This window comes from Robertmurraya sp. FSL W8-0741 (assembly GCF_038004005.1).
Classification (GTDB): domain Bacteria; phylum Bacillota; class Bacilli; order Bacillales; family Cytobacillaceae; genus Robertmurraya; species Robertmurraya siralis.
In genome coordinates, this window is the sequence record NZ_JBBOQG010000001.1 from 4,292,650 (window position 1) to 4,305,599 (window position 12,950).

Below are 12,950 nucleotides of genomic sequence, written 5' to 3' on the forward strand. Positions count from 1 at the left end.
TCCGTACATAACTTGGAAGTAATCAAAGAATTTCTCCATTTGATTCAATCACTTTTTTATACCAATAAAAGCTGTCTTTTTTTATGCGTTGTCTTGAGCCATTCCCGTCATTGTCGATATCTACGTAGATAAAACCATAACGTTTTTCCATTTCTGCAGAAGAACAACTAACGATATCAATTGGTCCCCACGCACAATAAGCAAATATTTCGACACCGTCTTTTATGGCTTCTTTCATTTGTTCAATATGTGCTGATAAATATGAAATACGGTAATCATCATGAACAGTTCCATCCTCCAGCTTGTCATACATGCCAAAGCCATTTTCCGCAATCATGATCGGAACTTGATATCGATCATAGTATTGACATAAAGCATTGTATAAACCTTTCGGATCGACAGCCCATCCCCATGGATTTGCTTGAAGATGAGGATTCTTGCTAAGATCCAACGGATTCATTCCATTTCTTTTTGCGGAAACCATAGAAGAATAATAATAAGAGATAGCGAGAAAATCCATTGTATTCTCTTTTAAAATACGAGCATCATCGTCCTGCTCTCCTAAATTAATATGATTCTCGTTAAAGAATCGTCTCATATATCTAGGATATTCACCTCTAAATTGTACATCAGTAAAGTAATACTGGAGACGATTTCTCTTCATGGCCAAAACAACATCATCTGGGTGGCAACTTTCCGGGTATGCCGTACAGTCGGCTAGCATGGTCCCCATATGGAACTCTGAACTCAATTTTCGTGCCTTTTCAACGATAAGGGCCGAAGCTACCATTTGATTATGGATGGCTTGATATCTTGCTTCCTCAAGATTTTCTACCTGATCTTGACATATTGCAACGGAATTAAAAGATTCATGGTAAACCAAGTTTATTTGATTAATCACAATCCAATACTTTACTTTGCCTTTGAAGCGATTAAGCAATACTTCACCATAGCGAACAAAGAAATCAATAACTTTTCGGTTATGCCATCCTCCATACTCCAGTGTAATATTTAAAGGTGTTTCATAATGAAGCATTGTAATAATTGGTTCCATACCCAAACTTCTAATCTCGTCAATTAATCTATCATAGAACGCAAGTCCTTCCTCATTTGGCTCGAGATCATCTCCATTAGGAAAAATACGGGACCAATCAATAGATGTGCGAAATGTTTTAAAACCCATCTCAGCAAGAAGCTTTAAATCCTCTTTATAGGTGTGGTAAAAATCAATCCCATGTCTTTTCGGATAATAACCAATCTTATCTTCTATTGCTTCTTTTACTTGAGCAAGAGTCATATCAGAATCATGGCTTACTTTTGTAATATCCTGATTAGAACGATATAAATGAACATCTGCAAGACTTAACCCTTTACCGCCAACACGGAAAGCTCCCTCGCATTGATTAGCCGCAACTGCCCCTCCCCAAAGAAAATCTTTTGGGAAGGTATTTATATTCTGTTTCATAACTTTGCCTTCTTTCCATCAATTTTTTCATCTAATCTCCTAAAAATCCGCACTAACCGTTTTGCCAATTCATATTCGCTCTTTACTGTCATCAATGTATCCTGTGCATGAGCAAACAATAACGAAAAAATAGGTTCTTCTCCTTGTGCTTCTTTTTGCACCGTTTCTGTTTGCAATTTGTGAGATTGAACAATATTTTTATTCGCATTTTCTAACAGCTTCTCTGCATGGTCGTATTCATCTTCTTCACAACATGCCAATGCTTTCATAACATCATTTCGGGCATCACCTGCATGTAAAATCATTTGCATTGAAATCAAATTTAGTTCCTCTAATTCTGTTTCCTTGTCTTTCATAAAAAAGCTCCTTTTATTCACAAATATAGTTTTATTCTGCAGATGCATTCAATTCCTTTTTCTTCTCTTGATTGTCATATGCTTTAAAAAATGGGAAATATATTATAAACGCCACAACAAAAATCAATAAAGCCAATATGACAGCTCTCCAATCTTGAGTAGCTAAGTAGGACGCAATTGGATATGGTATATACCAAAGCATAAATGTTTTAGTGGGAATAGCGACCAAACCTATTTTCATTACAAAATATACTATAGAAGGAATTACAATTGATGCTATCCACATTGGAATCATCAAAAATGGGTTGAAAACAACGGGTCCACCAAACATAAGCGGCTCATTAATATTGAAAATTGATGGTACTATCGTTGCTTTACCTATGGCTTTTAATCTGTAGGATTTACTTGCAAAGAGCATCATTACAGCTAGGGCAAGTGTGGTTCCAACACCACCCATACTTGTAAAAGCATAGGCCGTTTCTTGCAAAGCAATATTGGTCGGTTCAAGACCGGCTGCAACTCGTTCAGCATTTTCTGCAAGGCCCGACAGATAAACAGGATAAATGACTGGCATCATTACCCAACCACTTATTCCAAATGTATAAAGGAATACAGGGATAAACACGGATAAAACATAACCTGGATAACTTTGAACAATTTGTGCCAGAGGACTAAATATCTTTAATACAACCTCAAAGAAATCTAAGTTTAGCGGAACTGCAATCGTCCAACCTGCTAGCATCAATAAAGTAATAGGAATTAACGAATCAAACCAGACAATAACAAATTCAGGAATTACACTATCTTCAGAAAAAAAGGATTTCTTTGAAGCTAAGTTCATAACGGCCGCAACTGATAGGCCTATAACAAGTGATAGGAACATTCCTGTAGCCCCAAATCGGCTAAAAATAAACGTAATATTGCCATCTTCTGTTACAATTGGGGACAAAAGCATTAGGTATAATGCAAGTCCAGTTGCTCCAGCTATAATTTTTTTATTGTTATGTCCCTTCTTCTCCATCACGAAGTAAGGAATTAAAAAAGAGACCAATAGACCAAGCAAACCAAATGAAAAGCTATTTATCAATGAAAAGTCCGGCATATTTGGAATGATATTATTCAATAAAGAAACAACCGTTACCAATGAACCCACTAAAATTAGTGGTAAAATGATCATTACTGAGTCCTGAATCGATGAAACCCATGGATTTTTGGTAATCTTATTGACAACTGGTGTAAAAGAGTTGGTCATGAAATCCATTATTTTTTTCATTTTCCATCACCCTATTCTAATAAACTAGCAATAAGGTCGCATGCTTTATTGCCGTCTAACGTACCATAGATATTTTGTGGAATGACAGATATCTTAATAGAGTAGTCACTCGTTTTTTCTTTTAACTCATCTTCCATATATTTCAGATGAGGGCCAATTAATAAAACGTCTATTTCATTTAGATACTCTGATAATTGCGACTCACTTCTGGCCTGTACAGACATTTCCATCCCTCTTTTCTTTCCTGCTTTACGAATGGCGTTTGCCATAAATCCACTAGAAGCTCCTGCCCCACAGATTAGTAATACTCTAGTCATTTTAATTCCCCCTGTTATATGTTTTCGCTTTCATCCTTAGTATGTCATGTGTCTTTTTTTAAAACCAACAATAAAAAGTCCTATAGATAGGAACTTTAATTAAGATGTTTTCGCGCTATTCTGATAAAAGGACATTCATTTATTTGCTGTTTCTCATTAAAGTAAAGACTTTTAATGAGAACTCAATAATAGGACCTGTTAAAAGAATACAAAGAATCGTTCCTAATCCTACTAACCCACCCAAGGCAATCCCTGTAGCGACCAAAATCCCATCTATCACCATTCTTGTGAACTTTATCGTGACGTTATATCTCTTAGAAAAAAAGAACATAAGCCCTTCCAACGGACCCACTCCTGTTTTAGTAAACAAAAAAAGACCCGTTCCCATTCCAAACATTACGATTCCTATGATAGCCATACAAAAGTCGGGCATATTATGAAGGAATAGGACCGCCTTTAAATCTGCAGAGAGGAACAGATTAATAAAGAAGCCACAACCAATACTAAAAATCAAACTTCCAAAGCCAAAAAAATCACGGCTAATGAAATAATTAATCACTAAAAATGTTAAACTAAAGATCTGACTGCCTGTTCCAAATTGAATCGGGATAAAATTTAACACTCCCAATAAAAATGTACTAATTGGATCTGCCCCCATTTCAGCTAGCAAAACCATAGTAATTCCAAATGCTGTTACGGCCGTACTTATGACTACAAGTGTGTAGTCGATCAGAAAATGTTTCATTTAATAACTCTCCCGTCTAAATCTAACTATAAGAAGTATTCCATCTATTGAATAATGGAGCAAACTAAAAAAAGTTCCTACAAATAGGAACTTTTTTTACTCGAATATGCTTTATCCTTTTTCTATAATGATAATGAGAATTTCTATTATTTTATATAAGGAGCCCTATTATGAAAAATGATCGTAGAGAGGCTTTCATTCAATATTTAGCATCCAAAAATGATTGGTGTACTGCTACAAGTTTGGCCAATTATTTTAAAGTATCTACAAGAACCATTAGAAAATATGTCAATGAAATTAACCAGGATCAGCTTGTGATCACCTCCTCCCCACAAGGTTATCAATTAGTCACTAAAGGCGAGGTTAGTAACAACAATGATTACATTTCTCCTGTAAACCGTGTCAAAGTAATATTAAAGGAATTAATTCTACATTCGGAAGGATTAAACATTTTTGACTTAAGTGATAAACTCTTTCTCAGTGTTTCATCAATTGAAAATGACATTGTTCAGGCTAATAAAATGATCAAATCATACCATTTAAAAATTCGCCGCAAGAAAGATACACTTATTTTAGTAGGTGGAGAAAGAGAAAAGCGAAGATTAATGAGTTTCATTATTTTACAAGAAACATCCAAAGAATTTTTAAGTTTAAAGGCTGTTCATGATTCTTTTCCACATTATGATGTTTTTACATTAAAAGATGAAATCGTTTCCATTCTTGAAAAATTTAACCTGTACGTAAACGACTATATTATGAATAATATCCTTCTTCACCTCGTCATTACGGTCGATCGAATTAAAAATAACAACTCCGTCCTTCAATCGACTGATATCAATAAATTGAAAAGCAATCTTGAAACGGAAGCTGCGAATAAAATTGCAGATATGTTAGAAGTGAAATACGACATTCAGTTTAATGAATCGGAGCGGTACAATTTTATCTTGCTTCTATCTAGTAAAACAACATTACTGAATTACCAATCCCTAACTTCTGACTCCTTAATTCACTATGTTGATGAACAGTATGTGAACTTATCAAAAAAACTACTTCAACAAGTGCATGAACGTTATTTTATTGAAATTAATGATGATGAATTCTTTGTAAAATTCACACTTCATATCCGCAACTTACTATTTCGAGCCAAGTATGAACAAATGGTTAAAAATCCATTAACATATGAACTAAAAGATTCATATCCACTCATTTATGAATTAGCAGTCTTTATATCAAATCAAATTCAATTTATGGAGAATATTCATATAAAAGAAGACGAGATTTCTTATATTGCTTTCCATATTGGCTCGTATTTTGAGAGAAGAAAAAAACTGGAGAAGAAAATTTTATGCGCAGTAATCAGTCCAAATTATTATGATATGCGCCTTCAACTCGTTCAAAAGCTTGAAAAAAGATTTCATGATTCTATAGAGATTATAAAAGTTTTATCTGATGCAAGTGAAATATCTTCACTTAAAGATATAGATTTAATTATCAGCACATTGCCATTAAAGGGCGAACAAACTCCATCTGTGTTTGTTCATCCCTACTTGATTGAGAAGGACTATGAATACATTCAACTCCAGGTTAATAAATTAAATGAGCAAAAAAAGAATCAAAAGGTTAAACAATATCTTGATTTATACTTTGATGAAGATTTGTTTATGAAAAATGTTTATCTTGAAAGCGATGAAGCTTATATTTCATTTATGTCAAAGCTTCTATATGAGAAAGGCTACGTAACAAAAGATTATGGACAATCTGTTCTGGAAAGAGAGCGCATGTCATCAACGGCGTTTAACAATAATGTTGCGGTCCCCCATTCCATGCATATGGATGCAATAAAAACTGGGATTTGCATGATTATTCTGGATCGACCGGTAAATTGGGGAAAAGAAAAAGTGCAAATCATCGTCATGATTTCGATTAATAAACAACAACGAGAATTATTCAGCCCTTTTTTCGAGGGAGTAATCAACATTTTGTCCGAATGGAAAAACGTCCACGAATTGATTAAAGCAAAAGATTATGATGATTTTATGGAAAGTATGATGAGACTTTTAAATTAATGTTTATGGCTTTGTTAAACAAAATGGTTGATTAAATAATTTTGGGCATATTCCGTGTGAAGCCAAAGTTTCACCACGAAATGTACTAAAATCAACACCGACATTTAACAGAGCCCAGCTTTTAAAAAAACATTTGACTTTCAAAGAAATATACGATAGATTAATAACCAAGTTAAAAAACCGAATAGAAACACTTCTTATCAAGAGAGGTTGAGGGACTGGCCCGATGACACCTCGGCAGCGGAATCTTATTGATTCTATGCCAAATCCAGCAAGCACCAGTGCTTGAAAGATGAGAAGAGGACGGACTTGTTTCGTAAACCTACCTCTTCTGTACTTTCAGAAGAGGTTTTTTCTTTGTATCTCATTTATTTTTCATTAAACAAAGCAACCTAAAAACGAGCATAATTATACACACTTACCATAGCATTCGTTTTTTAATTGCCTCATTATGAAAAACTAAATATCAAATTTCTTATCAAGAGAGGTTGAGGGACTGGCCCGATGACGCCTCGGCAGCGGAATCTTATCGATTCTATGCTAAATCCAGCAAGCAATGCTTGAAAGATAAGAAGAGCATCCAAGTTAATTTCCACATGGATATGTCCTCTTCTTTCTTCAAGAAGAGGGCTTTTTATTTTTACAAAAAGCGTGTGAATCCAAAGTTGCACATGCAATGAGCCAAAATCGATTTTTTAACAAAGTCATACGAAAAGGAGAGGGACATCATGATAGAATTTCAGAATTTGAGAAAAGTTTATAAAAGTAGTGGTCAACAGGTCACAGCATTAGACGGAATTAATTTAACCATCAGTAAAGGAGAGATATTTGGCGTCATCGGATTCAGTGGCGCAGGTAAAAGTTCGTTAATTCGCTGTGTGAACTTATTGGAACGCCCGACTTCAGGCAAGGTTATAATCGATGGACATGAACTCACCTCGCTGCCGGTAAAAAAAATTCGCGAGGTTAAGAAAAATATCGGAATGGTATTCCAGCACTTTAATCTCCTTAATTCAAAAACAGTCTTTGCCAATGTGGCGATGCCATTAACGCTTGCAAAAGTTGACAAAGCTCAAATCAAAAAACGAGTTCATGAATTACTTGAGTTTGTCGGATTGGCGGATAAAGCGGATTATCATCCAGATCAACTTTCAGGGGGACAAAAACAGCGGGTCGGAATTGCCCGTGCTCTAGCAACACAGCCCTCCATTCTTTTATGTGATGAGGCCACTTCTGCATTAGATCCGCAGACGACAAGCTCAATCCTACAACTTTTGAAAAAGATTAATCAAGAGTACAAGATTACCATTTTAATCATTACACACGAAATGTCAGTGATTCGTGAGATTTGTGACAAAGTCGCCGTTATCGAAGGTGGAAAAATTATTGAAGAAGGAAGTGTATTCGATGTCTTTTCTGCACCTAAAACGGCAACAGCACGTAATTTTGTCAGCACGGTGATGAATGACCAGCTTCCAGAGTCCATCAACAACTTAATTCAAAAACAAGCTGGTTCACAAAGGATTTTCCGCATTAACTTTGTCGGAACATCGGCCGGACAGCCTCTTCTTTCTGAAATTGCCAAGAAGTTCGATGTTCATCTCAACGTCCTTTTTGGAAATATTACCGAACTGCAAGGAGTCCCGTTCGGGAACCTCATAGTTGAATTCCAGGGAGAGGATAAAGAGGTTTTACGAGCATTGACATATATCAACGAGAAGAAAATCAGCATTAAGGAAGTGAGTGCATATGCTAGTTAATTCAGAACAGATTATCGAAGCATTAATTGAAACGATTCAAATGGTCGCCTTCTCCCTCTTGTTTTCAGTACTCCTCGGACTACCGCTTGGAATATTATTGGTTGTTACAAGAAAGGGGCACTTAATTGAAAATCTCGCCGTTTTTAATGTATTAAACGGAGTAATTAATATTTTCCGCTCTGTTCCCTTCATTATTTTATTAGTAGCGATGATTCCTGTAACGAGGTTCATCGTCGGGACATCGATTGGAACAACAGCAGCTATCGTCCCCCTCGTATTTTATGCAGGGCCTTATATTGCCAGATTAGTAGAAAATTCATTATTGGAAGTTGAACCGGGTGTAATTGAAGCAGCTGAAGCAATGGGTGCAACACCTTGGCAGATCATTACCAAATTTCTTTTACCGGAAGCATTAAGCTCCCTTGTTCTTGCTCTTACAATTGCCACAATCGGGCTCGTTGGTGCATCAGCGATGGCAGGTGCCGTCGGAGGTGGAGGGATCGGAGATTTAGCCATTACATATGGTTATCAACGTTTTGACACTATTACCATGTTCATTACAGTTGCAATATTAGTTGTCATCGTTCAAGGTCTACAATCATTCGGCAATTTTGCCGCAAAAAAAATTAGAAGAAGATAACTCAGGAGGAAAACAACATGAAAAAATTTTTATTATCGATCATATTGCTTACATTGGCAGTATTTGCAGTGGGATGTTCATCTGACAGCACGCAGGGAAAAGAAACTACTAAAGTAAAATTAGGAATTAGCGGGACAGATACGAGAATTTGGGACTTCATTTCTAAAAAAGCGGAGAAAGAAGGAATTGAAATCGAGCTTGTAAAATTCTCTGATTATGTCGCCCCAAATACCGCTCTTGCTGAAGGGGAATTAGATGTTAACGCGTTTCAAACCGTTGCCTATTTTGACGTTTTCATTGAAGAGCATGATCTTGACTTAGTCCCGATTGCAACAACTGTTTTAGCTCCAATGGGTATTTATTCTGAAAAGTACAAAGATGTTAACGACATTCCAGATGGTGCAAAAATCGCCATTCCCAATGATGCTTCCAACCAAGGACGCGCCTTACTTTTACTACAAGAAGCCGGGTTAATTGGGTTACCTGAAGATTTTGATCCAAACGGAAATCTCAATCAAGTGACAGACAATCCAAAAAATCTTGAACTCATTGAAGTCGTTCCAGCTCAGACTCCGAGAGCATTGCCTGATGTTGCAGCTTCATTAATCAACAACGGCATTGCGAAAGATGCAGGATTAGCTCCGCTTAAGGATGCCATATATTATGAAAGTGAAACGGCCACTCCTTATATTAATATCATTGCGGTAAAAGCTGAGGATAAGGATGATAAGACACTCAACCGAATTGCCGAGCTTTACCAAGAGGAGGACACAGCAAAATTTATTGAAAAAGAATATGATGGTAATTTAATTCCAACTTTTGTTCCATTAAGTAATATCGGCTGGTAAACATTTAATTTAGGGAGGAAATGTAAAATGACTACATTTATTGAAACGATTGATATTTTAAAAAAGGGAATTACTGAAAACATTGAGAACAATCGTGATTTATATATTGAGACTAGTCATAAAATTCATGAGAAACCGGAAATCGGGAATGAGGAGTTTTACGCCTCATCCCTTTTAACAGAAATTCTCGAGAAAGAAGGTTTTGAAATTGAGAAGGCAGTTGCCGGTCACGAAACTTCTTTTGTTGCTCGAAAAAAGTCGCTAAAGCCTGGTCCAGCTATCGCCTTCCTTGCAGAGTATGACGCCCTTCCTGGTATCGGTCATGCTTGCGGACATAATATTATTGGAACAACAAGTGTTGCAGCCGCCATCGCTTTAAGCAAAGTACTGGATGCAACTGGTGGTGAAGCAGTTGTTTTCGGAACTCCGGCAGAAGAGGGCGGTCCAAATGGCAGTGCGAAAGGTAGTTTCGTTAAGCACGGATTAGTTGAAGGAATTGATGCCGCCCTAATGGTACACCCAAACAGCGAGACGCGGTTAACCAGTTCGTCGTTAGCAGTCGATCCCCTTGATTTTGAGTTTATCGGTAAGCCCGCCCATGCCGCTGCTACACCACATGAAGGAATCAATGCACTTGATGCTGTCATCCAGCTCTTTAATGGTATCAACGCCTTAAGGCAACAATTGACTGATGATGTACGGATCCATGGTATTATCACTCATGGAGGAGATGCACCAAACATTATTCCTGAATATGCAAAGGCAAGATTTTTCATTCGCGCCGCAACGAGAGCCGGATTAAATGAAGTGACCCGGAAAGTAAAAGCAATTGCAGATGGAGCCGCCCTTGCTACAGGAGCAAAACTAAATATTATCGCCTTTCAAAATGAAGTTGATAATCTCCTTCTCAATCGAAAATACGATGCCGTTTTTAAAGAAATTGTAGAAGATCTGGGAGAAACAGTATTCGAAGAGAGAGAAGGAATCGGCTCAACCGATGCTGGAAATATTAGCCAGGTCATCCCAACGATCCATCCTTATATCAAAATCGGCGCTAGCGATCTCATCCCTCACACTGTTCCATTTAAGGAAGCAGCCGCTTCCCCAAGGGGCGACGAAGCATTGATTATTGGTGCGAAAGCATTAGCTTTAACGGCATTAAAGCTGATAACAGAACCAGAAACACTGGCTGAAATAAAGAAAGAATTTGAGGAGAGAAAAGCTAGCGAAGCACAAGCATAATTAGTCTTTTTCGAAGCTGTCCGAAATGGTCATAGGAATTCGGACAGCCTCGTGTTAAGTTCTGTTGGTTTTGTCCGAATCGACAGGGGATTCGGACTTCTTTGTGCTCGTTTCTCATGTTCCTGTCCGAATAGACACGGTAATCGGACTTCCCGCTTTCATTACTCGGGATTTTTGTCCGATTCGTTTCCTTTTTCGGACGCCCTTGTATTAATTTCCCATGGCTTTGTCCGAATTCAGAGACAAGTTTAATAACAGCTTGAATGATTATTGTTGTATGCGGACAGTCCATGCCATTAAACTTGCCCCAGCGTCCATAAATGTGCAAAAAATAGTTACAGCTTCAATTGAAAAGAATCCGCTCTAGATGTTCATGAAATAAAATGGTTTGCTTCTTCAGACGTTCCATATTGTTCAACTAATTTATATAACTACTGAAGAATCTGTTCATTTATATATCGCCTTTCTCATATCCCATACATCACTTTCTTTTAATTCTACTTGTAGTTAATTCTTTTAATTCATGATAATATTCAAAGTTACCATCAAGTAGAAGTTCCTTCCCTAAAGCTTGTTGTATTTCTTTTAATTGCAGGGACTTATATGCTTCATATCTGTATGTCTCCCACTTTGTTACTACCTGGATATTGAAAATCTTTTTCTTCGCCTTTTTTGCTAAGTTTATTTCTGCGTAATATCTTTCTTCTTAAAGGCACTTAACAGTGATAACCTCTATCTATTATGGTTATGTCTTCACTCGTTTCGAAATTTTTACTATTATTTACTATTTATAGAGGGTTGAGGCCAGATAGTACAAAACTTCTTAGTAACCCCCTGAATTTCCCCATCTCTAATTAGATAAAAGGATAGTTTTGTCAGAATATCTAACAATAATTTTCAGAATTTTTTAAATTTAGTATTGAATCACATAAGGAAATAGGTATAATAATTACATAATATGTTATACAACATAACAATTACTAGTTTCAAAAACATCATATGTTACTTTATATAACATAAGAAAATTTAAAACCAAAAATAAAGGGGGAAGAACATGAAAAAAAAGTCATCATTATTACTTTTTAGCTTTTTATTGGTGCTTGTATTAGCCTTGGTTGGCTGTACGAAAGATGAGGAAGCCGGAACTGGGACAGAAGAAGAAGGTGGTACCACAACTAATTCAACAGGTGGTTCAGCAAGCACTTCCAGTTCAATCTTAGAAACGGTTGCAAGCAGAGGGAAAATCATTGCGGGCATTAACGATGCATTACCCGGATTTGGCTATGTAGATTCTGACGGAAAAAACACTGGATTTGATATTGAATTTGCGAAGGCCATTGCGGCAGGTGTTCTTGGTGATGCCGAAGCAGTTGAATATCGCCCTTTGTCTGCACAAGAGCGTTTTACTGCTGTACAAACAGGGGAAGTCGATGTTCTTATACGAAACACTACATGGACAACAAACCGTGATTCAGAAGTAGGTTTGAATTTTGCACCAGTTACTTTCTATGATGGTCAAGGAATTATGGTACCTGCCGATAGCGGTATTGATAGCTTAGAAGATTTAGAAGGAGCTCGGATTGGGGTTGAAACCGGTACGACAACTGAATTGAATTTAGCTGACCAAATGCGTGCAAAAGGGATCAACTTCGAAGCAGTTGTATTTGATAGTGCCGATGCTGTAGTTGCTGCCTATGAATCGGGAAGCATTGATGCATGGACAACGGATAAATCAGGATTAGTTTCTCGCCAATCAATTATGCAAGATCCTTCGGCACACAAAATTCTTACAGAAACTATTTCCAAAGAACCTTTAGCACCTGCTGTCAAAGGTGGCGATGATAAATGGTTTGATGCAGTTACGTGGATCGTCTTCGCTACTATACAAGCAGAGGAGTTCGGGATTACATCGGCAAATGTTGATGATTTCCTAGATGATGAAAATCCGGACATCAAGCGTTTGCTTGGAGCGGAGGGAAATCTTGGTGAACAATTAGGGTTACCAGCCGATTTTGGCTATCAAGTGATTAAGCAAGTTGGAAACTATGGGGAAATTTATGACCGTCATCTTGGTCCAGATACAGTATTCAAGCTGGAGCGCGGTTTAAATGACCTTTATACAAATGGCGGATTATTGTACTCCGCTCCATTCCGTTAAGATCAGAAAAGTTTGAAAAGGTCTGCTTTTGGGAGACTTCTCTAAGGGCAGACCCTTTTTTATAAGTAAAGATATCTCTA

The 12,950-nt window shown here is 37.0% G+C and carries 11 protein-coding genes and 2 riboswitches; of the genes, 6 read left to right on the plus strand and 5 right to left on the minus strand.

Features of this window, described 5'->3' with window-relative positions; all coding sequences use genetic code 11:
• Positions 1 to 22: 22 nt before the first annotated feature.
• The 5 genes from NST02_RS20925 to NST02_RS20945 form a co-directional block, all read right to left on the minus strand.
• Entirely contained in the window at positions 23 to 1,465 is a 1,443-nt protein-coding gene (locus tag NST02_RS20925; protein ID WP_170943565.1) for a glycoside hydrolase family 1 protein, read from the minus strand.
• Positions 1,462 to 1,821, minus strand: coding sequence for a PTS lactose/cellobiose transporter subunit IIA (locus tag NST02_RS20930; RefSeq protein ID WP_095309621.1), 360 nt, complete (start codon positions 1,819 to 1,821; stop codon positions 1,462 to 1,464). The genes NST02_RS20925 and NST02_RS20930 overlap by 4 nt, the downstream gene beginning before the upstream one ends.
• A gap of 31 nt (positions 1,822 to 1,852) precedes the next feature.
• Positions 1,853 to 3,094 carry a PTS sugar transporter subunit IIC gene (locus NST02_RS20935; RefSeq protein ID WP_095309622.1) on the minus strand — a complete coding sequence of 414 codons (1,242 nt, stop codon included), beginning with the start codon at positions 3,092 to 3,094 and terminating at the stop codon, positions 1,853 to 1,855.
• An 11-nt stretch (positions 3,095 to 3,105) separates the two neighbouring features.
• Positions 3,106 to 3,411, minus strand: a complete 306-nt coding sequence (locus tag NST02_RS20940) for a PTS sugar transporter subunit IIB (protein ID WP_095309624.1) — start codon at positions 3,409 to 3,411, stop codon at positions 3,106 to 3,108.
• Positions 3,412 to 3,550: 139 nt separating this feature from the next.
• Positions 3,551 to 4,156 carry a YczE/YyaS/YitT family protein gene (locus tag NST02_RS20945; RefSeq protein WP_340949724.1) on the minus strand — a complete coding sequence of 202 codons (606 nt, stop codon included), beginning with the start codon at positions 4,154 to 4,156 and terminating at the stop codon, positions 3,551 to 3,553.
• 170 nt (positions 4,157 to 4,326) lie between these two features.
• Between NST02_RS20945 and NST02_RS20950 the strand changes: the two genes are divergently transcribed.
• The 6 genes from NST02_RS20950 to NST02_RS20975 all read left to right on the plus strand — a co-directional run bounded on the left by NST02_RS20950 (position 4,327) and on the right by NST02_RS20975 (position 12,870).
• The gene (locus NST02_RS20950) at positions 4,327 to 6,222 is read left to right on the plus strand and encodes a BglG family transcription antiterminator (protein ID WP_212934282.1); all 1,896 of its coding nucleotides are present in this window, start codon (positions 4,327 to 4,329) and stop codon (positions 6,220 to 6,222) included.
• 194 nt (positions 6,223 to 6,416) lie between these two features.
• A riboswitch (SAM riboswitch) is annotated at positions 6,417 to 6,521 on the plus strand.
• Positions 6,522 to 6,694: 173 nt separating this feature from the next.
• Positions 6,695 to 6,796, plus strand: a riboswitch (SAM riboswitch).
• Between the two features lie 154 nt (positions 6,797 to 6,950).
• A complete protein-coding gene (locus NST02_RS20955; RefSeq protein ID WP_095309629.1) occupies positions 6,951 to 7,982 on the plus strand; it encodes a methionine ABC transporter ATP-binding protein in 1,032 nt (343 codons plus the stop codon).
• Positions 7,972 to 8,622 (plus strand): methionine ABC transporter permease, encoded by a 651-nt coding sequence (locus tag NST02_RS20960; protein ID WP_095309631.1) that lies wholly within the window; start codon positions 7,972 to 7,974, stop codon positions 8,620 to 8,622. The genes NST02_RS20955 and NST02_RS20960 overlap by 11 nt, the downstream gene beginning before the upstream one ends.
• 17 nt (positions 8,623 to 8,639) lie before the next feature.
• Positions 8,640 to 9,470: a MetQ/NlpA family ABC transporter substrate-binding protein gene (locus tag NST02_RS20965; RefSeq protein WP_137742910.1), complete on the plus strand. Its 831-nt coding sequence runs from the start codon at positions 8,640 to 8,642 to the stop codon at positions 9,468 to 9,470.
• Positions 9,471 to 9,497: 27 nt separating this feature from the next.
• Positions 9,498 to 10,712 carry a M20 family metallopeptidase gene (locus tag NST02_RS20970; RefSeq protein WP_340949726.1) on the plus strand — a complete coding sequence of 405 codons (1,215 nt, stop codon included), beginning with the start codon at positions 9,498 to 9,500 and terminating at the stop codon, positions 10,710 to 10,712.
• A gap of 1,054 nt (positions 10,713 to 11,766) precedes the next feature.
• Positions 11,767 to 12,870: an amino acid ABC transporter substrate-binding protein gene (locus tag NST02_RS20975; RefSeq protein WP_095309639.1), complete on the plus strand. Its 1,104-nt coding sequence runs from the start codon at positions 11,767 to 11,769 to the stop codon at positions 12,868 to 12,870.
• Positions 12,871 to 12,950: the final 80 nt, after the last annotated feature.

Bases quoted from the DNA above. Each gene is read 5' to 3' on its own strand.
- NST02_RS20930 (WP_095309621.1), bottom strand. From the start codon at position 1,821: ATGAAAGACAAGGAAACAGAATTAGAGGAACTAAATTTGATTTCAATG.
- NST02_RS20945 (WP_340949724.1), bottom strand. From the start codon at position 4,156: ATGAAACATTTTCTGATCGACTACACACTTGTAGTCATAAGTACGGCC.
- NST02_RS20935 (WP_095309622.1), bottom strand. From the start codon at position 3,094: ATGAAAAAAATAATGGATTTCATGACCAACTCTTTTACACCAGTTGTC.
- NST02_RS20925 (WP_170943565.1), bottom strand. From the start codon at position 1,465: ATGAAACAGAATATAAATACCTTCCCAAAAGATTTTCTTTGGGGAGGG.
- NST02_RS20960 (WP_095309631.1), top strand. From the start codon at position 7,972: ATGCTAGTTAATTCAGAACAGATTATCGAAGCATTAATTGAAACGATT.
- NST02_RS20975 (WP_095309639.1), top strand. From the start codon at position 11,767: ATGAAAAAAAAGTCATCATTATTACTTTTTAGCTTTTTATTGGTGCTT.
- NST02_RS20970 (WP_340949726.1), top strand. From the start codon at position 9,498: ATGACTACATTTATTGAAACGATTGATATTTTAAAAAAGGGAATTACT.
- NST02_RS20965 (WP_137742910.1), top strand. From the start codon at position 8,640: ATGAAAAAATTTTTATTATCGATCATATTGCTTACATTGGCAGTATTT.
- NST02_RS20940 (WP_095309624.1), bottom strand. From the start codon at position 3,411: ATGACTAGAGTATTACTAATCTGTGGGGCAGGAGCTTCTAGTGGATTT.
- NST02_RS20950 (WP_212934282.1), top strand. From the start codon at position 4,327: ATGAAAAATGATCGTAGAGAGGCTTTCATTCAATATTTAGCATCCAAA.
- NST02_RS20955 (WP_095309629.1), top strand. From the start codon at position 6,951: ATGATAGAATTTCAGAATTTGAGAAAAGTTTATAAAAGTAGTGGTCAA.